The organism is Mesorhizobium sp. B2-5-11, from assembly GCF_006440835.1.
Taxonomy (GTDB): domain Bacteria; phylum Pseudomonadota; class Alphaproteobacteria; order Rhizobiales; family Rhizobiaceae; genus Mesorhizobium.
Window position 1 is genome coordinate 187521 of the sequence record NZ_VFUK01000005.1, and the last position, 20685, is coordinate 208205.

A 20685-nucleotide genomic window follows, 5' to 3' on the forward strand; every position below is an offset into this window, starting at 1 on the left:
CGGCGCTCCGGCATGCTCTACGACATCAGGCTTCACCTTCACTACGATTACGCCGCCGTCGCCGGCGGCGGCCGGCACCAGGTGCGCGTACTGCCGCCGACCATCGAGGGCGTGCAGCGCGTCGTCGCTGCGTCGCTATCCTTCGCGCCGGCGCCCAACGAACGCTCGGATTTTTCCGATTTCTTCGGCAACAACGTCACCTCGATCGCCTTCCGCGACGCGCATGACGCACTCGACATCAGGATGAGCGCGCGCGTGGCGGTGTCGCGGCCCGAGCCCGGGCTCGACGTGTCGCCCGACCTTAGCCGGCTGCGTCAGGAGCTCGCCGCCGTGCGCTCGCTGGCGCCGGATACCCCCCACCATTTCCTGGCCGCCAGCGGTCACGCCGGCATCGATGCGGCGATTACCGCCTATGCGCGCGACAGCGTCGGCGGCTCGGCCGCCGGTACGGCGATGAACCTCTGCAATCGCATCCACCGCGATTTCACCTATGACAACGAGGCGACCACCGTCCGCACCAGGGCAGGCGATGCCTTCCGGCTGAAGCGCGGCGTGTGCCAGGATTTCTCGCATATCATGATCGCCGGCCTGCGCGGGCTCGGCATGCCGGCCGGCTACGTCAGCGGCTTCTTGCGCACCATTCCGCCCAAGGGCAAGCCCAGGCTGGAGGGCGCCGACGCCATGCATGCATGGGTCAAGGTGTGGTGCGGGCGCGATGCCGGCTGGCAGGAGTTCGACCCGACCAACGGCATGCGGGCCTCCAACGATCACATCACCGTCGGCTATGGCCGTGACTATTCGGATGTCGCGCCGATCGTCGGCGTTCTCAAGACCACCGGCGGACAGGTCGGAGAGCAAGCCGTCGACGTTATTCCGGTGGTGCTGGAGAAGACCTGACGTCAGGCCTGCTTGCGCAAAGCGCCTTGCAGGGTTCCGCCCGACGTGGGTGGCCGCCGACTTTTCGACAGGAATGGAACCAGTGCTCGGCCCAGAGGCTTATCTACGGGTGTTTCCGTGGGGCCAGCATGCTGCAGAAATCCGGATTGACTATCGACGGCGAGGCCGCACCAAAGAACGGCGCTCAGATCTCTGCCGAGGATGCCGCACTGATCTATGTCAGCGATACCGAGCCCGGTATCCGCCGACTGAAAGCGGGCAAGGGATTTTCCTACAGGGGACCTGACGGAAGGCCGGTCTCGGATGCCACCCGAGCGCGCATCGAGGCGATCGTTATCCCGCCGGCCTGGACGGATGTGTGGATCTCGCCCGAGGCGGACGGCCATATCCAGGCAACCGGCAGGGATCAGCGCGGGCGCAAGCAATATCGCTACCATCCGCGTTGGGCCGAGGAACGCGACAGCGCCAAATATTCGAGCCTTGTCGCTTTCGCCGAAAGCCTGCCGGAGCTTCGGCGTAGGATGGACAGCGACCTGCGCCGCCATGGCCTGCCGCTCGAACGCGTCGTCGCCGCGATCGTCTGGCTGCTCGACAACACCATGATCCGAGTCGGCAACGCCGCTTACGCCCGCGACAACAAGAGCTTCGGCCTGACGACGCTGCGGGACCGCCATGTCGACATCAAGGGATCGAGCCTGCGGTTCGCCTTCAAGGGCAAATCGGGCAAGGAATGGAAATTGAAGCTGGTCGATCGCCGCATCGCGCGAATCGTGCGGGGCGCGCAGGACCTGCCGGGCCAAAAGCTGTTCCAGTATCTCGATGAGGACGGCAACAGACACCCGGTGCGCTCCGAAGACGTCAACCGCTACATCCGCGAGGCCATCGGGGATGCATTCAGCTCGAAACATTTCCGTACATGGGGCGGCACCATTCACGCCGCGTCGCTGTTCGCGCAAACGGTGCTGCCCGACAGCCAGGCACAGCAGAAACGGGCGATGAACAGCGTCATCGACAGGGTCGCCGAGCGGCTGGGCAACACGCGCGCCGTCTGCCGCCAATGCTATATCCATCCGCAAGTCTTCGAAGCATGGCTGCAGGGACGGCTGCTTGCCGAAATGGCGGAAGCCAACAAGCGCAAACGGTCGATAGACGGTCTCGATGACGAGGAAGCGCTCGTGCTGCGATGGCTGAAGACGCACGAAAGCGGACCCGCGGCAACCAGCGGCCGCTGAATCCGCGGCGCCTCGATTTTTTTATCGACGCCGTGTCGGGATCGGTCCTAGTGTTTCGTCCTTTGACACAGAAGAGGACAAACCATGCTCTACGCGATCTTGTGCTATGCTTCCGAAGACGTCGTCTGCTCCTGGAGCAAGGAACAGGACGACAAGGTCATGGCCAACATTCTCGATGTCCAGCAGAAATACGCGGACGCCGGCCGGCTTGGCCCGGTGGCGCGGCTTTTGCCGACGACGGCGGCGACGACGCTGAGGAAGGTCAAGGGCGAATCGATCGTCATCGACGGGCCGTTCGCCGAGACCAAGGAACAGTTCCTCGGCTTCTACACGCTCGAATGCGCCGATCTCGACGAGGCGGTGGAGTTCGCGCGCGAACTTTCCGAGGTCAATCCGAGCGGCGGCTCCTACGAAATCCGGCCGGTATCCATCTTCAATCCCACTAGGGTCGCCGTATGACCGAACTTGCCTGGATCAGCTCAGCGATCAGCGCCGCCCGCCCGCAGGCGATGGGTGCGCTGCTGCGCTATTTCCGCGACCTCGATACGGCGGAGGAAGCTTTCCAGGACGCTTGCCTCAGGGCGCTGAAGAACTGGCCGCAGAACGGTCCGCCGCGCGATCCGGCGGCCTGGCTGATCTTCGTCGGACGCAACAGCGGCATCGACGCGGTGCGCAAGCGCGCCAAGCAGGCGCCGATGCCGGAAGAGGACCAGATATCTGATCTCGAGGACGCAGAGAGCGACATCGCCGAGCGGCTCGATGGCGCGCACTACCGCGACGACATATTGCGGCTGCTATTCATCTGCTGCCATCCCGACCTGCCGGCAACGCAGCAGATCGCGGTGGCGCTGCGCATCGTCTCGGGTCTCACGGTCAAGCAGATCGCACGCGCCTTCCTGGTCGGCGAAAGCGCCATGGAGCAGCGCATCACTCGCGCCAAGGCACGTATCGCCGACGCCGGCGTGCCGTTCGAGACGCCGGGCGCGGTGGAGCGCTCGGAGCGGCTCGCCGCGGTCGCGGCCATGGTCTACCTGATCTTCAACGAGGGCTATTCGACCAACAGCGGCGAGGCGCCGGCCCGCGCGCCGCTGTGCGAGGAGGCGATCCGGCTGGCCCGGCTGCTGCTCAGGCTGTTCCAGACCGAGCCGGAGATCATGGGGCTGACGGCGCTGCTGCTGCTCCAGCATGCGCGCGCACCGGCCCGCTTCGATGCGGACGGAGAGATCGTTCTGCTCGAGGATCAGGACCGCAGCCTGTGGAGCCGCAAGATGATCGATGAAGGGCTGGCGCTGGTCGACAAGGCACTGCGCCACCGAAAGCCCGGCCCTTACCAGGTGCAGGCGGCGATTGCCGCGCTGCATGCTCGGGCTGAAAAGGCCGAGGACACGGACTGGGTGGAGATCGACCTGCTTTACGGCCTGCTCGAACAGATGCAGCCGTCGCCCGTCGTCACCCTCAACCGTGCGGTCGCGGTTTCCAAGGTGAGCGGACCGGAGGCCGCGCTCGCCATAATCGAGCCGCTGGAGCAGAGGCTTTCCGGCTATTTCCACTTCTTCGGCCTCAAGGGCGGGCTTTTGATGCAACTCGACCGGGGCGAGGAGGCGCGGGTCGCCTTCGATCGCGCCATCGCGCTTGCCAACACCGCGGCGGAAGCGGCCCATATACGCATGCACATCGACCGGCTGATGAAGGACAGCGCAGCGCGCACCGCAAGCTGACCCTGGTTCAATGGTCTGGCCCGAGCTTGGACCATGCCGGGGTGGCGATTTTTTCCTGAAACCGCTATTGGCACGCCAAGACAGCGCCACCCTGCGCCTGACCGCATAGGGAATGCACGGCGCAATGCTTTGACCACGCCACATGAATGGCGGGATCTGAAAGGGACAGACATGACGATAGCGAAGGAAACCGCCGAGCTGCTGGCGAAACTGGGTGTTGCCAAGGAGGCGCTTGTCGGCGGCGACCTGATCGTGCGCAGCCCGGTCACGGGCGAGCAGATCGCGGCATTGAGCACGATCTCGCCGACCGATGCGGCCAGGACCATCGATGCCGCGCACAAGGCGTTTCAGGCCTGGCGGCTGGTACCGGGCCCGAAGCGCGGCGAGCTGGTGCGGCTGCTCGGCGAGGAATTGCGCGCGCACAAGGCCGAACTTGGCCGGCTGGTGTCGATCGAGGTCGGCAAGATCCCCTCGGAAGGGCTCGGCGAAGTGCAGGAGATGATCGACATCTGCGACTTCGCCGTCGGTCTTTCCAGGCAATTGTACGGACTGACCATCGCCACCGAGCGCCCAGGACACCGCATGATGGAAACCTGGCATCCGCTCGGCGTGGTCGGCGTCATCTCCGCCTTCAACTTCCCAGTCGCGGTGTGGTCGTGGAATGCGGCGCTCGCGCTGGTCTGCGGCGACGCGGTGGTATGGAAGCCTTCCGAAAAAACGCCGCTGACGGCGCTTGCCTGCGAGGCGATCTTCAAGCGCGCCGTCAAGCGCTTCGGCACTGATGCGCCGGAAGGGCTCGCGTCGGTGCTGATCGGCGACCGCGCCGTCGGCGAGATTCTGGTGGATCATCCCAAGGTGCCGCTGGTCTCCGCCACCGGCTCGACCCGCATGGGCCGCGACGTCGGCCCGCGCCTGGCCAAGCGTTTTGCACGCGCGGTGCTGGAGCTCGGCGGCAACAATGCCGGCATCGTCTGCCCGACCGCCGATCTCGACATGGCGTTGCGCGCGATTGCCTTTGGCGCGATGGGCACGGCGGGCCAGCGCTGCACGACCCTGAGGCGCCTGTTCGTGCATGACAGCGTCTACGACGCCTTGGTACCGCGGCTGAAGAAGGCCTATCAGAGCGTCTCTGTCGGCAATCCGCTGGAGACGTCGGCGCTCGTTGGGCCGCTGATCGACAGGGCAGCCTACGAAGCCATGCAGAAGGCGCTGCAGGAAGCGTCCGCCCACGGCGGCAAGGTGACCGGCGGCACGCGGGTCGAGAATGGCCATCCGGACGCCTACTACGTGCATCCGGCGCTAGTCGAAATGCCCAGCCAAGTGTCGCCGGTGACCGAAGAGACGTTCGCGCCGATCCTCTATGTGATGAAGTATTCCGATTTCGACGCCGTGCTTGACGAGCACAATGCGGTGGGAGCGGGGCTGTCGTCGTCGATCTTCACCCGCGACCTGCAGGAGTCCGAGCGCTTTCTCGGCGTCGACGGCTCGGACTGCGGCATCGCCAATGTCAATATCGGCACGTCGGGCGCCGAGATCGGCGGCGCCTTCGGTGGTGAAAAGGAAACCGGCGGCGGCCGCGAGAGCGGCTCCGATGCGTGGAAAGCCTATATGCGCCGCGCCACCAACACGGTGAACTATTCCAAGGCGCTGCCGCTCGCCCAGGGTGTCTCCTTCGACATCGAGTGACATTGCGGGTTCCGGCTCGGGTGACCTTGCGCACCCGGGCCGTTCTGCGGCCTGAGGTTCACTGCTGAGGGCAGTTATGCTGTCATTCTTCGTATGGTGCTGACGTCCCGCCGCCGAGGCGGCTTTTTTGTTTCGAGGATACGCAGCGGCACGGACCGCCTTCATAGCCTGGGCAGCGGCGAGTCTCTCAGAGGTCGGTGGAAAAGCATGCTGCGAAGGCGGCATCCACGATGGCCAGCTTGGCGGCCTGGACGGTCATGTATTCCTGAAAGAAGCGGTGCGAGACCCACATCACGGAATTGCCGCGCTGGCCCAGCCAGCCGATGCTGCCGAGCGCCTCGGCATCGCGTAGTTTTCGGGCGAGGTGGGTGCGCGACAGTTTGAGCCAACTGGCGAATTCCGCCACCGAGACCACGCTGGTCGGAATCCGATCTAGGCCGGCATGGTCGGGGTCGATGCCGGACATGAGCCGATCCATGACGATGCCGCCATTGTTGAGCCAGATGAACAGGGAAAAGGTCTGGTTGGGTTCTCGCACCGGTTTGGACGAAAGCAGGCCGTCGGCCACGAGGGGCTGCAGGGCGGCGAGCATATCGGGCCGCTCCAGGTATTTCGCCAGCCGGTCCGCGCCGTCGAGTCGGTCAAGGGTGCTTAGATGTGCGTGCACCCATCCGGTGAATGTCCGCACCGTGTCCGCTGTCGGCTGCAACGGGTGGGTGCGCCCGTCTCCGCCCGCGACGTATTCGGCGATGCGGTAATTCAGCATCTCCTTGATGAAAGCGTCGGCGGTGTTGCGGCTGGCGACCTTGTGCTGATGCACGAACTCGATGAAGCGCGACACCGTCAACGCGGTGCGACGGTCGCCCGGGTCGCGCCTGAAATGCATGGCAAGGCCGACATGGCCCATCAGCCAGCGCTGCTGCGTGGCGAATATGGAAGCAAGCCGCGGGCTGGCTTCGTAGATGTGGATCAGCGCCAGCGACTGCTCCTGGACGTGGCGGTGCAGATCCGGATGAGCGGCTATGTCCTCGATGTCCAGCATCCGCCTCCTTCTGGTTGGCCAAGCTTACTGCGCTCCAAGAGCGGGTCGCGTCGAAGCGGATTCATGCGACGCGCTTTTGGCTTTTTCCGTGCATGTCGTCCTCCCAAAACCGAGGTTACTTTTGGGCGACATGCATTAAGACATTTTCAGCCTTGCGCTTTTGTGTCCAGATGAGACAGCTCGGACTAAAGTCCAGTTCTGTAGCCAATGATGGCGGCGAGACGTCGGCGGCAACCCACACGGCGGCAAGTACGGCGCGCTTAGCGATCTGGACAACCGCAGCTACGCCCCGGGTGTCGTCCTGCCGCCCGGCTATGATGGGCTGACGCGGGGTCCGCCGGCGCATACGCATCGGGAGGCCGCCGATGGCGGGTTCTGCCGCCTACTCGGCCGCCTGAACGCGATGTGCCTGGATGATGGCGCGGATCTCAGAGCGGCAGGAGCCGCAATTGGTGCCTGCCTTCAGCGCGGCGCCGATGGCTTCCACGTTCGTGCAGCCGGAAGCCACCGCCGCCGTGATCTGGTTGATCCCGACGTTGAAACAGGAGCAGACGGTCGCGCCGGCATCGCGCCGTTCGGCACCGGCGCGGCCGGCGACGATGCGGAAGCGCTCGCGTTGGCTGGCATGGGCCTCTTCGAGCTGCTGCGTTGCCCATCCGCGCGACACGGCGACCGGGCCGGGAGCGACGAACAGGGCGCCCGCGAGCTGTACGCCATCGAAGGCGGCGATGCGATGCTGGCCGGCATCGCGGTCGTGATAGGCGAGTATTTCGGCATCGGTCGAGGCGCCGAACAGGGATTGGGCAAAAGTCGTCCAGTCGATTTTGTCGTCTGCAAAGGCGAGCTCGACCCGCCAGCCATCCCTGCAGCGGGCCACGGCCCAATAGTCGCCGGCGACCGCTTCGGGCCTTTGTCGGGTCACGGCGAAGCCGAACGCCATCACGGCGAATTTCTCGATGTGCACCGCGACGTGCTTCAGTGCCGGCTGGCCGGAAACCGGGTCGGTGAGCGGCGCGGTGAGCGTGTCGAGCCGGCCCTTGGCGGTGAACTGGTCCGTCCAGTGCATCGGCGCGAAGATGCTGCCCCGGCGCTGGCGGGACGTGATCAGCGCGCGCACGAGCACGGCGCCGCGCGGGCTGGAAACGCGCGCGATGTCGGCGTCGCCGATGCCGTATCGCGCGGCGTCGTCGGGATGGATCTCGACGAAGGGTTCGGCCATGTGCTGCGACAGACGCGGGCTTTTGCCGGTGCGCGTCATGGTGTGCCAATGGTCGCGGACACGGCCGGTGTTGAGGATGAGGGGGAATTTCTCGTCCGTGCGGGTTTCCGTGACAGGGCGGACGGCGATGAAGCGCGCCTTGCGGTCGGGCGTGTAGAAATTGCCGTCGGCGAAGAAGCGGGTGTTCGGTGGCCCTGCTTTATCGTTCTCCGGTTGGGGCTCAGCTTGAACGTTCCCCTCCGAGAGATGTCGAGCCCAGGCGCCCCCCTCTGTCCTGCCGGACATCTCCCCCTCTAGGGGGGAGATCGGCAGTTTTGTCGACGGCGCTCGTCCTGAGATATCGGCGATTGGCGAAGGCCGTCGTGGCATCCAATCTCCCCCCTTGAGGGGGAGATGGCCGGCAGGCCAGAGGGGGGTGGCCGGGCTCTGTGCTGGCCATTGGAAAGGCGCCAGCGCGTCGTATTCCTCCCCATCGAGGCCGGCATAAACCCCAATGTCGAAATCGCGCCCACCGTCGTTTTCAAATCCCGACAGCGCGGCATGCTCGCCAAAAACCTCCGCCGGGGACGCATGCGCGAACGCTTCGCCAAAACCCATCCGCCGCGCCACTTCCGCAATGATCCACCAATCCGGCCGGGCCTCGCCAGGTGCCGCCAGGAACGGGCGCTGGCGTGAGATGCGACGCTCGGAATTGGTGACGGTGCCGTCCTTCTCGCCCCAGGCGGTGGCCGGCAGCCGGACATGGGCATGGCGCACCGTGTCTGTGTCGGCCTGCACGTCCGACACCACCACAAACGGGCAGGCCTTGATCGCTGCTTCGACGGCGTCGGCATCGGGCATCGAATCGACAGGATTGGTGGCGAGGATCCACAGCGCCTTGATCCGCCCGTCGGCGACCGCCCGGAACATGTCGACCGCTTTCAGACCGGGCTTTTGCACGATGTCAGGTGCATTCCAGAAGCGCTTCACGCGTTCTCGATGCCCGGGATTTTCAATCTCCATGTGGGCGGCCAGCATGTTGGCCATGCCGCCGACCTCGCGTCCGCCCATGGCGTTGGGCTGGCCGGTGACCGAGAACGGCCCGGCGCCGGGCCTGCCGATGCGACCGGTGGCGAGGTGGCAATTGATGATGGCGTTGACCTTGTCGGTGCCGGACGACGACTGGTTCACGCCCTGGCTGTAGACCGTGACAGTCTTGCCGGTCGCGGCGAACAGGCCGTAGAAGCGGGCGAGCTCGTCCTCGCTCAGGCCCGTGGCGGCAGCGATGCCGGCAAGGTCGAGTGCCGAGGCGGCGAAAAGGGCTTGTCCGAAGCCGGTCGTGTGCGCCGTGATGTAGGCGCGGTCGAGCGCATTGTGCTGGCCGAGCCAAGCGAGCAGGCCGGTGAACAGGGCGACGTCGCCATCGGGCGCGATCGCCAGGTGCATGTCGGCGATATCGGATGTCATGGTGCGGCGCGGGTCCACCAGCACGATTTTCATCTCCGAGCGCTTCTCACGCGCGGCAGCTATGCGCTGGTAGAGCACGGGATGGCACCAGGCGAGATTCGAGCCGACCAGCACGATGAGATCGGCAAGCTCCAGATCCTCGTAGGTTCCGGGCACCGTGTCGGAGCCGAAGGCGCGGCGATGGCCGGCGACCGAGGAGGCCATGCAGAGGCGCGAATTGGTGTCGATATTGGCCGAGCCGATGAACCCCTTCATCAATTTGTTGGCGAGATAATAGTCCTCGGTCAGCAACTGGCCGGAGACATATAAGGCGACCGCATCCGGCCCATGTTCGGCAATGGTTTGCGAGAAGGTCGACGCGACAAGATCGAGTGCCTCGTCCCAGGAGGCGCGGCGGCCGTGGATCTCAGGATGGAGCAGCCTGCCGTCAAGACCTATGGTCTCGGCAAGAGCAGAGCCCTTGGAGCAGAGCCGGCCGAAATTCGCGGGATGATCGGGGTCGCCGCGGACCGACACCTGCCCGTCCGCGGCGACCTTCGCCAGCACGCCGCAGCCTACCCCGCAATAGGGGCAAGTGGTCCTCACCTCGCGTGCTTCGCCAATCTGCATGGGTCAGGCCGCGCGGCTTGCCAGCGCTTCGAGCGCGATGAACAAACGCTCGCCCTCGATCTTCACCGGAATGGTGCGCACCGCGCCCTCGTCGGCGCCGAGCGCCTTGCCGGTCTCCAGCGAGATGACCCAACTGTGCAGGGGGCAGGTGACCGCCGCGCCATGCACGATGCCCTGGCTCAGCGGCCCGCCTCTGTGCGGGCAATGATCGTCGATGGCGAAGACCTGGTCCTCGGCGGTGCGGAAGATAGCGATCTTGCCCTGCGGCGTGGCAACACAGCGCGCGCCCCGGCGGGGGATGTCGGACAGGGAGCCGATCGGTGTCCAGGTCATTGGGTCGCCTTTACTTGATACGAATGCGCCCAGGCGCCCCCCTCTGTCCTGCCGGACATCTCCCCCTCGAGGGGGGAGATCGGCAGTTTTGCTGATGGCGTCCGTTCTGCGAAGTTGGCGATTGGCAAAGGCCGTTGTGGCATCCAATCTCCCCCCTTGAGGGGGAGATGGCCGGCAGGACAGAGGGGGGTGGCTCGCGCGAACATCTCCATCACTCCGCCGCCTCCGCGAACCCGACCGAGGCCATCGGCCGGAACTCGTGCTTGTCCTTGCCTGACACGCGTTCCGACCACGGATCGACCTGGGCGAATTTCTGGGAAAAGACGAAGCGGTCGTAGAAGGCCTTGCGCTTGTCGCCATCGTTCATGATCTGGCGCTTGATCTCGGCGATGCCGACGCGCTTGGCCCATTTGTAGATGCGTTCGAGATAGCGGGCCTGCTCGCGGTACATCTGCGTCAGCGCCACGATATGCTCCAGCGCTTCGTCCTCGGTCTTGACCAGGCCAAGCACTTCGGTGCCCTTGATGTCGAGGCCTGCCGCACCCGCGAAGTGGATCTCGTAGCCACTGTCGACGCAGATGACGCCGACGTCTTTGCAGGTCGCCTCGGCGCAGTTCCTCGGACAACCCGACACCGCCATCTTGACCTTGGCCGGCGTCCACGAGCCCCACATGAATTTCTCGATGCGGATGCCGAGGCCGGTGGAATCCTGCGTGCCGAAGCGGCACCAGTCGGAACCGACGCAGGTCTTCACCGTGCGCAGGCCTTTGGCATAGGCGTGGCCGGAGACGAAGCCGGCCTGGCCGAGATCGGCCCACACCGCCGGCAGGTCTTCCTTGCGGATGCCCAGCATGTCGATGCGCTGGCCGCCGGTGACCTTGACCATCGGGATATCGAACTTATCGACGACATCGGCGATGGCGCGCAGTTCGGCGGCATTGGTGACGCCGCCCCACATGCGCGGCACCACCGAATAGGTGCCGTCCTTCTGGATGTTGGCGTGGACGCGCTCGTTGATGAAGCGTGACTGGTAGTCGTCCGCGTATTCGTCCGGCCAGTCGCAGACGAGATAATAGTTGAGTGCCGGCCGGCATTTGGCGCAGCCGCAGGAGGTTTTCCATTCCAGTTCCTGCATGATCGCGGGAATGGTCTTCAGCGCCTTGGCCTTGATCAGCCGGCGCACCTCGTCATGGCCGAGCGTCGTGCAGGAGCACATGGGCTGTACGGCGGCCGGGTTGTACTTGTCGCCGATGGTCAGCACCATCAGTTTTTCGACCAGCCCGGTGCAGGAGCCGCAGGAGGCCGACGCCTTGGTGTGCGCGCGCACGTCGTCGAGCGAAGTCAGCCCCTTGGCCGCGATCGCGCCCGTGATCTTGCCCTTGCAGACGCCGTTGCAGCCGCAGATTTCCGCATCATCCGGCAAGGCTGCAACGGCCGCCATAGGGTCCAGTGGGGCACCCCCCTGGTAGGACTGGCCGAAGATCAACGTATCGCGCATTTGCGATATGTCTGTTTGCTTCTTCTTGAGGTCGTTGAACCAGGCGCCGTCCGCGGTCTCGCCGTAGAGCACGGTGCCGATGATGCGGTCGTCCTTGAGCACGAGGCGCTTGTAGACGCCGGCCGCCGCGTCGCGCAGCACGATCTCCTGGCGGTCCTCGCCCTCTGCGAAGTCGCCGAGCGAGAACAGGTCGATGCCGGTGACCTTGAGCTTGGTCGGCGTGTCCATGTGGACAAAACCGACCGCCTCGTCGGCGGCGAGCTGGCGGGCGGCGACGCGGGCCATCTCGTATAGGGGGGTGACCAGCCCATAGATCTGGCCGTTGACCTCGGCGCATTCGCCGAGCGCGTAGATGTCCGGGTCGTTGCTGCGCATGCCGGCATCGACGACGATGCCTCTGTTGACGGCGATGCCCGCCTCCTTCGCCAGCGCTGCGTTCGGCCGGATACCGACGGCCATCACCACCAGCGTCGCGGGGATGACGGTGCCGTCGACGAGTTCGACCTGCTCGACCTTGCCGTTGCCCGTGATCGCCTTTGTATTGGCCTTGGTGACAACCTTGATCCCGCGCTGCTCGACGGCGCGCTGTAACAGATAGCCTGCCGCCGGATCGAGCTGGCGCTCCATCAGCGTCGGCATGACATGCAGCACGGTGACGTCCATGCCTTGCGCGTTGAGGCCCGCTGCTGCTTCCAGTCCGAGCAGTCCGCCGCCGATGACCACAGCCTTGGCGCGCGACTGGGCCGCGAGCATCATCGCCTGGACGTCGTCGAGGTCGCGATAGGTGAGAACGCCGGGCAGGTTGTGGCCGGGCACCGGGATGATGAACGGCACCGAGCCGGTGGCGATGACGAGCTTATCGTAGGGTTCGGTGACGCCGTGGTCCGACGTGACGGTCTTCGCTGCGCGGTCGATGGCGACGATCTTGTGGCCCTTGTAGAGGGTGATGTTGTTGGCGATGTACCAGCCGTCGCCATGGATGATGATTTCTTCGTAGGCCTTCTCGCCCGAGAGGACCGGCGACAGCATGATGCGGTCGTAATTGACGCGCGGTTCGGCGTTGAAGATGGTGACGCTGTAGCGGTCCGGCGCCTGTTCCAGCAGGTGCTCCAGCATGCGCCCGGGGGCCATGCCGTTGCCGATGATGACGAGTTTTTGGGTCATGTTCCTAATCCGCTCCGGTGTCACTCTGCAGCATAGGAAAGGGTCGACGCCTTGGTTGATGCGGCCCGCCCCATCCGCCTGACGCTGACATGCATCCAGGCAAAGCAGGCGACGACGAGGACGAAGAGCAGCATGAAGCAACTCGACCAGACGCCGGTGAGATCGTTCAGCGCGCCAAAGGCGATCGGCAGGATGAAGCCGCCAAGGCCGCCGATCATGCCCACGACGCCGCCAACGGCCCCGACGCTCTGCGGATAGTAAGCCGGGATATGTTTGTAGACGGCGGCCTTGCCGAGGCTCATGAAGAAGCCGAGCACGCAGGCGACGGCGATGAAGGCGAGCGGGCCGATCTCGAAATGGAAGGCGATCGGCCCGCTGATGCCGCGCACCACATAGTCTGCCGAGGGGAGAGACAGCACCAAGGTCGCGACGGCACAAACGGAGAAGGTCCAGTAGAGTACGGTACGAGCGCCGACGCGGTCGGAAAGCACTCCGCCATAGGCGCGGAAGATGCTCGCGGGAATCGAATAAGCCGCGCCGATCATGCCGGCGGTCGCCAGCCCGAAGCCGTAAACGCCGATCAGGTAGCGCGGCAGCCACAGCGACAGCGCCACGAACGCACCGAAGGAGAAGAAGTAATAGAAGGCGAAGCGCCAGACCTGCGGGTTCTTCAGCGGCGCGAATTCCTGCCAGAAGCTCCTCGCAGGCGTGGTCTTGCCGGCGCGGCGCTCGCGAATCACGGGATCGTCGCCGGTCGTGAACCAGAAGATGGCGGCCATGATGACGAGTGCTGCCGCCCAGATCAGCGCGACCGATTGCCAGCCCCAGGCGAGAAGCACGAAAGGCGCCAGGAATTTGGTGACAGCGGCGCCGACATTGCCGACACCGAAGATGCCGAGCGCCGTGCCCTGCCTGCCCGCCGGGAAGAAGCGCGAGACATAGGCGACGCCAACGGCGAAGGAGCCGCCGGCAAGCCCGACGCCGAGTGCAGCGATCAGCATCTGTCCGTAAGTGTGCGCAAAACCGAGCAGGAAGGTCGCTACCGCCGCAGCGAGCATGGTGGCGGTGTAAACCAGCCGTCCGCCATAGCGGTCGGTCCAGACGCCGAGCACCATGCGCACGAGGGAGCCGGTGAGGATCGGCGTGCCGACGAGCAGGCCGAACTCCGTCTCGTTCAGCCCAAGTTCCTGCTTTATGCGCACGCCGATGATGGAAAAGATCGTCCACACCGCAAAGCAGACTGTGAACGCGATGGTGGACATCAGGAGCGCCTGCCGGGGGGCATTGTCCTGGCTGGGCGCGGCTGGGAGGATTGCGGTCATGTCAGGCTCCGGTTTGCGATGGAGAAGCACCGCGCGTGTTTTCTTGATCGATGGTCAGCGGCGCGGCATCAGCGCGGCGAGCTTGGCGCGTTCACTTGGGCACCTTTGCCCTCGGCCACGGCGCCAACCGGGAACAGCATCTTCGCTGCGACGAACAGCGCCGCCGCCAGCGCGCTGCTGGCGACAAAATCGCGGCGCGTGAAATCCTTGAGGGTTGTTCCAGTTCCGATCCGTTTCGTCATCGTCGTCTCCGGTTGGGCGCTGCCTGGGACCAGCACCGTCGATTGCGTGTTCGGCCAAACAAAAAAGCCGCCGGCCAGGTCTTCGCGTCCGGGAATCCGGATCGCGTCTTGACCTGAGCGGCAGCTTTGCCTGTGGGCGCCCGCCATTGGACGCCTGTTCCGTGACCCACTAAGGGTCTGGTTATTTCAATGCAGGAACCGTGCCAGTCTCGCCTTAGAAAGGAATTTCGAATGAATTCAGCTGAATAGCCGATTCACGGGCAGATCCGGCCACCAGGTGACAAGGCCAAACATTGGTCAGCTATGCGATCAGTCCGCATAAATTTTGTGCAATGCACAAGAACGGCGCGGAAATGATCACCCTGGCCGCTGCGCCCCGATATAAGCGTCGATCTGGTCCGGATCGAAGATGCGGCCGTCGAAGAAACCGTCGGGGCCGAGCACCAGGCTTGCCCCGGCCGAGCCGACGGGCGTTGCGATCTTCAACGCCCCCTCGACCTTGGCATTGGCGCCCGGCAGCGCCACGCCGAGCGGCTTCAGCGCCGCCCGATAGAGGTCGGGCCGGTAGCAGTCGCGGGCGACGGCGAGGTTTTCAGGCGTGTGCGCGATATCGCCCCAGCGCACCATCTGGGTGTAGAACCACAGCGCATGGCTCTTCCAGGGAAAGTTCGCCGCCTTGTCGAACGGAACGAAGAAGTCCTCGACGTTCCGCTCGGCGCCGCTGCCGAGGCGGAGATGTCCGGTCAGGACCGGCATCTGGATTTCGGCGGACTGGCCAAGGAGGCCGGGCTGCGCCATCAGCGCCGCCAGTTCGCCTCGATTGGCCGGGTCCTGGCACCAGCGGGCGGAGTGGTGCAGTGCCCTGAGCAGCGCCGCCAGCGCCTCCGGCTGCGCTTCGGCCCAGGCCTTGCGCGCACCGATCACCTTTTCGGGACTGTTGCGCCACAAAAGCGCCTTGACGGTGACGATGTGGCCGGTGCCGGCCGCGACGGACGCACTGTTCCAGGGTTCGCCGACGCAATAGCCGTCGATGCGGCCGGCGGCCAGCGCGTCGGCCATGAAGGGCGGCGGCACGATGACGATCTCGATCTCACCGTCGGGGTCGATGCCGCAGGCGGCGAGCCAATAGCGCAGTTCGTAATTGTGCCCGGAATGCGGATGCACGACGGCGAAGCGTAGCGGGTCGCGGCCGGCCGCCGCGCGTTCGCGGATAAACGCGCCGAGCGCCGCGCCGGCGCGGGCCGGATCGAGATCCGATACGGCGCCGTGCGCCGCCATGCCTTCCCAGACGGCGTTGGAGATGGTGACGCAATTGCCGCCGAGGCCGAGCGAAAAGGGCACGATCGTCTCGGATGCCAGCGGCGTGAGCCCGAGGTTGCAGGCGAGCGGCATCGGCCCAAGCATATGGGCAAGGTCGAAATGGCCAATGGCGATGCGGTCGCGGATGTTGGCCCAGGAGGTTTCGCGGTGGAGGACGAGATCGACGCCTTCGCGCGCGGCAAAGCCCATTTCGCCGGCCGCGACCAGCACGGCGCTGTCGAACAGGGGCATGAAGCCGGCGGTGATCTGATGCGCAGCTGTCATGCTCATTCATCCTCCAGCGGCCCGAGCAGCCCGGCTGTCGTCACCAGGCTATGGGCGATGTCGCTGATCTTGCGGTTCTGGTTCATCGCCGTCTTGCGCAGCAGCGTGTAGGCCGCGTCTTCGCTCAGACCCCGCGATTTCATCAATATTCCCTTGGCGCGGTCGATGACCTTGCGGTTCTCGAGTTCGCTGCGCGCTTCCTCCAGTTCGCGTGCCATGCGAGAAAAGGCGTTGAAGCGGCTGACGGCCATGTCGAGGATCGGCTTCACGCGTTCCTGCCTGAGGCCATCGACGACATAGGCGGACACGCCGGCATCGACCGCGGCCTCGATAGAGGCCTGGTCGGAACGGTCGACGAACATGGCGATCGGGCGCTTCACCGCGCGCGACAGCTGGAACATGTTCTCCAGCATGTCGCGGTTGGGATTTTCGAGGTCGATGACAATCACGTCGGGTTCGATCTCGGCGATGCGGCGCGCAATGCCCGCCACGTCATGGACGACGGTCACCCGCTGATGGCCGGCCTCGCGCAGTCCCGCCTCGATGATCGAGGCGCGGATACGGTTTTCGTCGATCACCAGGACGGCTAGGGAGGATAGGACCATGCCCCGCATTGTGGGCAAGGTCGCGGAATTGTGCAATGCGGCATAGCCAGTGCAGCAGAAGGGGCGTGGCCGCAGCTTACCGCATTGCAATCAGGCCACGCAGATGCACTTCAGCGATCCTCGGGTCAGGTGCAGACACGAACCTCTTCGATCACCCTGTGATGGTGGCGCCAGTGTTTCACCAACTCGATGTGGCAGCGGTGGTGACGATGGTAGCGGCGGTATTCGCGGTCGCTGTAACGAACATCGCTGTCCTCGTCGTCGTTATAGCGATTGTCGATATAACGCTGGCGATCGTGATGGCGGCGCACGACGACCTCGCCATTGTCATAGTCGTCGTCGGGCGAATACTGGGGCTCGTCGCCGGACTGGATGGTGACGCTCGCGGCCTGCGTCGGCGCAATGACGGAAGCCGAAGCGGCCAACGCCATCATCGAGGCCAGGAAAAAGCTTCTCATGTCTCGTCCTCCTGTTGTCCAAGCCATATCAACTCGCAAAAGGAGCCGCCGTTCCGATACCGCCCTACACGCTTTCCAACGCGGTCGACATCAAGGCGTTATCGGCGCGTGGCTACAGGCGGACAAAGGCGGTCAGCGGCAGATGGTCGGAGGCGACCCGCGACAGCGGCGTGTCATGCGCTTCGACGGCCGCGATCATTCCGTGCCGGTTGGCCATGATGCGGTCGAGCGCCAGCAGGGGCAGGTTCGAGGGGAAGGTGGGAACAGCCGGAGGCAACGGTCCAAACGTCAGATGCAGCGTGTTCAGCGCGGAGCGGTTTCCGAGGCGCCATTCGTTGAGGTCGCCGAGCAGCAGCGTCGGCTTCTCGTCGGGGCTGTTCATGATATCCAGTACGACCTGTGCCTGCTGCGACCGCGAACGGCGCAGCAGGCCCAAATGCGCCGCGATGACGCGCAGGGACTGGCTTCCGTCGAGGTCGATTTCTGCCACCAGAGCGCCACGCGGTTCCAGCCCGGGAAGCCTGATCTGATGCACGTCGCGCACGACGCCCTTTTTGAAAAGCAAGACGTTGCCGTGCCAGCCATGGCCCTTGCCGGTTGCCGAAATCGGCACCGGCACCAGGCCGGTTTCCAGTTCGAGCCGGGACAGGTCGAGAAGTCCGGTCCGGTCGCCGAAACGATTGTCCGCTTCCTGCAGGGCGATGACATCCGGGTCGATCTCGCGGATGACGCGACTGGTGCGCTCGGGATCGAACTTGCGGTCGACGCCGATGCATTTGTGGACATTGTAGGAGGCGACCAGCGTTCCGGTGGCGTCCGCCTTGTTGGTCGACGTGGCATTGGCCTTCCGCATCCGCTTGTCGCGAATGGACAAAAGCATGCTTGCCGGCAGGCTGCGCCCGTTCACCCGCATCGTTTGCCCGCCATTCCTGCTGCTTGCACCATGCACCTCAAAAAATAGAACCTTTCGGCATCTGTTCCATCATCGATTTCAAGCTATCTGGCAAACACGTCCTTTTGTTAAAGATAGGGCGAGCCCAGCCACAGGATGCGATCGAACAGACGGATGACGAATGGCCGCGCCCGCAATGCTTCCAGCGTGACAGGGACGGCCGTCTCGATCGCCGCCGCGATCCGCTTTTCGACCTCGCTGGCGAAGCCGGCGTCGAGTACCTCCAGGTCGATCTCGAAATTGAGCCGTAGCGACCTGGCGTCAAGGTTGGAAGACCCGATATAGGCCCATGCGCCATCGATCGAAAGCAGCTTCGAATGGTCGAAAGGTCCTTCCGTGCGCCAGACGCGGCAATAGTGCTTCAGAACCTGGTCGAATTGCGCCGTCATCGCACGGTCGACAAGGAAAAGATTGTTCACCGCCGGCACCACGATATCGATTTCGACACCGCGTCTTGCCGCGGTCGTCAGGGCGCTGATCAGTTCGCGGTCCGGCAGGAAATAGGGCGACATGAGGCGGATCGATTTGCGCGCGACGGAGAAGGCGCCGATCAGCAGCTTGTGATTGGTCTCGACGCTGGCGTCCGGGCCGGACGCGACCGCCCGCACCAGCATGGGCGTGGCGGGCGCCGGCGACAGCGGGGCAATTCGCCAGGCATCGCCCGTCAGCGCCTCGTTGCTGGCGAAACGCCAATCTTCGGCGGCAACCGAAAAGAGGTCGGCTACCACTGGACCGGTCACGCGAAAATGCGTGTCCCTGGAACTGTTGGAGCCGGCAAACTCGGCGGAAAAGCCCTTGCGAATGTTCATGCCGCCGGTAAAGACAACCGTGCCGTCGACCACCAGGATCTTCCGGTGGGTCCTCAGATTGGCATAGGGCAGGTGCAGGCCCATGACGATGTTGCCGTTGAAGAGCCCGGCGGTGATGTCGGCGCCGCGCAGGTGGCCCAATATGCTGGGCACGGAATAGCGGGCGCCTACGGCGTCGATCAACACGCGCACGCTGACGCCGCGGCGGACCGCCCGGGCAAGGGATTCCACGAAGAGCAGGCCGACGGGGTCATTGTCGAAAATATAGGTTTCGAGCAGGACGCTGCGTTCGGCGCCGTCGATGGCCGCACACATCGCGGTATAGGCTTCGTCGCCTGTTTCCAGGACCGTGATGGCATTTCCCGGATGAAGCGCGCGCCGCGCCACCCTGTCGCCCAGCGTCCTGAGGCCGATGAAGCGCGGCCCGTATCGTTCGACGATCAGGGCCTCCTCGGCGGCAATGTCGCGGTCGTGCCTGGCGGACGCCAGATCGCCGGCAAGCGAGCGCTGTGCGCTGATCGAGGCGCGCCGGATGCGGTTGATGCCGGCCACGGCATAGATCAGCACGCCCAGGATCGGCGACAGCACCATCACGCCGACCCAGCCGGTGGCGGCCCGGACGTCCTCCTTGGTCATGACGGCATGGGCAATGCCAACGCTGGCGATCATCACCGAGATGATCGCCAGGATTTGAGGCCAGTGAGTCGTCAGGCTCTGCAGCATGGCCGGAACTATCCAGCGAGCGGGTACAGAAGGCAATGCGGCGGGTCATTCGCCCGTTCTCATGCTTCCGCGGGTTATCGCGTCCGCACGCCGGCTACGCGCTGGCCATTCCTGATCGCGTCAGACCGCGCGGCCCTCGCCGTCGAAGAAGTGCAGGTTCGTCGGGGCTGCGTCCAGGCCGATCTCGGCGCCGATCTCGGGCGCCGTTCCTTGATTGTGGATGACAAGACAAGTCTGGCCCGCGTCCAATTCAACGTGGATGAGCGTGACGGCGCCAGTGTATTCGGCAAGCTTTACCTTGCCGCGCAGCGTGGCGGACGAAGGCTGGGCCAGCGACAGGTGCTCGGGCCGAACGCCGATCGAGACGGCCGCCGCAGGCACGGACGCCCCGTGGGTGATTGGCCGTCCATCGGCGAGCGGCAGGATGTTCATCTTCGGGCTGCCGATGAACTGGGCGACGAAAATGGTTCGGGGGCTGTCGTAGAGCTCGCGCGGTGAGCCGACCTGTTCGATCTTTCCGTCGCGCAACACCACGATCTTGTCGGCAAGCGTCATGGCCTCGATCTGATCGTGGGTCACGTAGATCATCGTCGTCGACAGGCGCTGGTGGAGCGCGGCGATCTCGGAGCGCATGTGCACACGCAGTTCGGCGTCGAGGTTCGAAAGCGGTTCGTCGAAAAGGAAGACGTCGGGATTGGCGACGATGGCGCGGCCGATGGCCACGCGCTGGCGCTGCCCGCCCGACAGCTGACGCGGGAAACGGTCGAGCAACGGCTCGAGCTTCAGCGTCGCGGCGGCCTCCGAGACGCGCCGGGCGCGCTCGCCGGCCGGCACTTTGCGGACCTTGAGGCCGAAGCCCATATTGTCGCGGACGGTCAGGTGAGGGTAGAGCGCGTAGGACTGGAACACCATGGCCACGCCGCGCCTGGCCGCCGGAACCTCATTGACCAGACGGCCGCCAATGTGGAGTTCGCCCTCGCTGAGATGCTCGAGGCCGGAGATCAGCCGCAACAGCGTCGACTTCCCGCATCCCGACGGGCCGACGAAGACCACGAACTCGCCATCCTCGATCTCGAGATCGACGCCACGGATCACCTCGACCGTTCCGAACCGCTTGCGGATGTCCTTGAGCAGAAGCTTTGTCAT

Annotated in this window: 17 protein-coding genes; 5 read left to right on the top strand and 12 right to left on the bottom strand. The window is 64.8% G+C overall.

Annotated elements, in window-relative coordinates; all coding sequences use genetic code 11:
* Window positions 1–12 precede the first annotated feature (12 nt).
* The 5 genes from FJ490_RS17505 to FJ490_RS17525 all read left to right on the top strand — a co-directional run bounded on the left by FJ490_RS17505 (window position 13) and on the right by FJ490_RS17525 (window position 5533).
* Window positions 13–897, top strand: a complete 885-nt coding sequence (locus FJ490_RS17505; protein WP_140729053.1) for a transglutaminase family protein — start codon at window positions 13–15, stop codon at window positions 895–897.
* Window positions 898–1025: 128 nt separating this feature from the next.
* Window positions 1026–2129: a DNA topoisomerase IB gene (locus FJ490_RS17510; protein ID WP_140632602.1), complete on the top strand. Its 1104-nt coding sequence runs from the start codon at window positions 1026–1028 to the stop codon at window positions 2127–2129.
* 84 nt (window positions 2130–2213) lie between these two features.
* Window positions 2214–2588, top strand: coding sequence for a YciI family protein (locus FJ490_RS17515; RefSeq protein ID WP_140496184.1), 375 nt, complete (start codon window positions 2214–2216; stop codon window positions 2586–2588).
* The gene (locus FJ490_RS17520) at window positions 2585–3847 is read left to right on the top strand and encodes an RNA polymerase sigma factor (RefSeq protein ID WP_140632605.1); all 1263 of its coding nucleotides are present in this window, start codon (window positions 2585–2587) and stop codon (window positions 3845–3847) included. Before FJ490_RS17515 ends, FJ490_RS17520 begins: the two co-directional genes overlap by 4 nt.
* Window positions 3848–4018: 171 nt before the next feature.
* The gene (locus tag FJ490_RS17525; protein ID WP_140632608.1) at window positions 4019–5533 is read left to right on the top strand and encodes an aldehyde dehydrogenase family protein; all 1515 of its coding nucleotides are present in this window, start codon (window positions 4019–4021) and stop codon (window positions 5531–5533) included.
* Window positions 5534–5720: 187 nt separating this feature from the next.
* On the opposite strand, the gene FJ490_RS17530 is transcribed toward FJ490_RS17525, so the two are convergent.
* From FJ490_RS17530 to FJ490_RS17585, 12 genes are all read right to left on the bottom strand, one after another.
* Window positions 5721–6575, bottom strand: a complete 855-nt coding sequence (locus FJ490_RS17530; protein ID WP_140632611.1) for a hypothetical protein — start codon at window positions 6573–6575, stop codon at window positions 5721–5723.
* Between the two features lie 382 nt (window positions 6576–6957).
* Complete coding sequence (locus tag FJ490_RS17535) at window positions 6958–9849, bottom strand: nitrate reductase (protein WP_140729054.1); 2892 nt, start codon at window positions 9847–9849, stop codon at window positions 6958–6960.
* 3 nt (window positions 9850–9852) lie between these two features.
* On the bottom strand, window positions 9853–10182 hold the full coding sequence (gene nirD, locus FJ490_RS17540; protein WP_140496179.1) for a nitrite reductase small subunit NirD: 330 nt from the start codon (window positions 10180–10182) through the stop codon (window positions 9853–9855).
* Between the two features lie 211 nt (window positions 10183–10393).
* The gene (nirB, locus tag FJ490_RS17545) at window positions 10394–12844 is read right to left on the bottom strand and encodes a nitrite reductase large subunit NirB (RefSeq protein WP_140584387.1); all 2451 of its coding nucleotides are present in this window, start codon (window positions 12842–12844) and stop codon (window positions 10394–10396) included.
* 20 nt (window positions 12845–12864) lie between these two features.
* The gene (locus FJ490_RS17550) at window positions 12865–14166 is read right to left on the bottom strand and encodes a nitrate/nitrite transporter (RefSeq protein ID WP_140566293.1); all 1302 of its coding nucleotides are present in this window, start codon (window positions 14164–14166) and stop codon (window positions 12865–12867) included.
* A gap of 68 nt (window positions 14167–14234) precedes the next feature.
* A complete protein-coding gene (locus FJ490_RS17555; RefSeq protein ID WP_140496176.1) occupies window positions 14235–14555 on the bottom strand; it encodes a hypothetical protein in 321 nt (106 codons plus the stop codon).
* Between the two features lie 210 nt (window positions 14556–14765).
* Window positions 14766–15992: a CmpA/NrtA family ABC transporter substrate-binding protein gene (locus FJ490_RS17560; RefSeq protein ID WP_181165241.1), complete on the bottom strand. Its 1227-nt coding sequence runs from the start codon at window positions 15990–15992 to the stop codon at window positions 14766–14768.
* A 2-nt stretch (window positions 15993–15994) separates the two neighbouring features.
* Window positions 15995–16597: an ANTAR domain-containing response regulator gene (locus FJ490_RS17565; RefSeq protein ID WP_140496174.1), complete on the bottom strand. Its 603-nt coding sequence runs from the start codon at window positions 16595–16597 to the stop codon at window positions 15995–15997.
* Window positions 16598–16722: 125 nt separating this feature from the next.
* Window positions 16723–17055, bottom strand: a complete 333-nt coding sequence (locus tag FJ490_RS17570; RefSeq protein ID WP_140496173.1) for a hypothetical protein — start codon at window positions 17053–17055, stop codon at window positions 16723–16725.
* A 112-nt stretch (window positions 17056–17167) separates the two neighbouring features.
* Entirely contained in the window at window positions 17168–17968 is an 801-nt protein-coding gene (locus FJ490_RS17575) for an endonuclease/exonuclease/phosphatase family protein (RefSeq protein ID WP_140549708.1), read from the bottom strand.
* Window positions 17969–18075: 107 nt separating this feature from the next.
* The gene (locus FJ490_RS17580) at window positions 18076–19539 is read right to left on the bottom strand and encodes a phosphatidylserine/phosphatidylglycerophosphate/cardiolipin synthase family protein (RefSeq protein WP_140560354.1); all 1464 of its coding nucleotides are present in this window, start codon (window positions 19537–19539) and stop codon (window positions 18076–18078) included.
* Between the two features lie 120 nt (window positions 19540–19659).
* The gene (locus FJ490_RS17585; protein WP_140496170.1) at window positions 19660–20685 is read right to left on the bottom strand and encodes an ABC transporter ATP-binding protein; all 1026 of its coding nucleotides are present in this window, start codon (window positions 20683–20685) and stop codon (window positions 19660–19662) included.

Excerpts from the sequence above, each read along its gene's own strand:
- FJ490_RS17570 (WP_140496173.1), bottom strand. The coding sequence starts at position 17,055 with ATGAGAAGCTTTTTCCTGGCCTCGATGATGGCGTTGGCCGCTTCGGCT.
- FJ490_RS17515 (WP_140496184.1), top strand. The coding sequence starts at position 2,214 with ATGCTCTACGCGATCTTGTGCTATGCTTCCGAAGACGTCGTCTGCTCC.
- nirD (WP_140496179.1), bottom strand. The coding sequence starts at position 10,182 with ATGACCTGGACACCGATCGGCTCCCTGTCCGACATCCCCCGCCGGGGC.
- FJ490_RS17575 (WP_140549708.1), bottom strand. The coding sequence starts at position 17,968 with ATGCGGGTGAACGGGCGCAGCCTGCCGGCAAGCATGCTTTTGTCCATT.
- FJ490_RS17585 (WP_140496170.1), bottom strand. The coding sequence starts at position 20,685 with ATGACAAAGCTTCTGCTCAAGGACATCCGCAAGCGGTTCGGAACGGTC.
- FJ490_RS17530 (WP_140632611.1), bottom strand. The coding sequence starts at position 6,575 with ATGCTGGACATCGAGGACATAGCCGCTCATCCGGATCTGCACCGCCAC.
- FJ490_RS17580 (WP_140560354.1), bottom strand. The coding sequence starts at position 19,539 with ATGCTGCAGAGCCTGACGACTCACTGGCCTCAAATCCTGGCGATCATC.
- FJ490_RS17560 (WP_181165241.1), bottom strand. The coding sequence starts at position 15,992 with ATGACAGCTGCGCATCAGATCACCGCCGGCTTCATGCCCCTGTTCGAC.
- FJ490_RS17505 (WP_140729053.1), top strand. The coding sequence starts at position 13 with ATGCTCTACGACATCAGGCTTCACCTTCACTACGATTACGCCGCCGTC.
- FJ490_RS17520 (WP_140632605.1), top strand. The coding sequence starts at position 2,585 with ATGACCGAACTTGCCTGGATCAGCTCAGCGATCAGCGCCGCCCGCCCG.
- nirB (WP_140584387.1), bottom strand. The coding sequence starts at position 12,844 with ATGACCCAAAAACTCGTCATCATCGGCAACGGCATGGCCCCCGGGCGC.
- FJ490_RS17525 (WP_140632608.1), top strand. The coding sequence starts at position 4,019 with ATGACGATAGCGAAGGAAACCGCCGAGCTGCTGGCGAAACTGGGTGTT.
- FJ490_RS17565 (WP_140496174.1), bottom strand. The coding sequence starts at position 16,597 with ATGGTCCTATCCTCCCTAGCCGTCCTGGTGATCGACGAAAACCGTATC.
- FJ490_RS17555 (WP_140496176.1), bottom strand. The coding sequence starts at position 14,555 with ATGGCGGGCGCCCACAGGCAAAGCTGCCGCTCAGGTCAAGACGCGATC.
- FJ490_RS17510 (WP_140632602.1), top strand. The coding sequence starts at position 1,026 with ATGCTGCAGAAATCCGGATTGACTATCGACGGCGAGGCCGCACCAAAG.
- FJ490_RS17550 (WP_140566293.1), bottom strand. The coding sequence starts at position 14,166 with ATGACCGCAATCCTCCCAGCCGCGCCCAGCCAGGACAATGCCCCCCGG.
- FJ490_RS17535 (WP_140729054.1), bottom strand. The coding sequence starts at position 9,849 with ATGCAGATTGGCGAAGCACGCGAGGTGAGGACCACTTGCCCCTATTGC.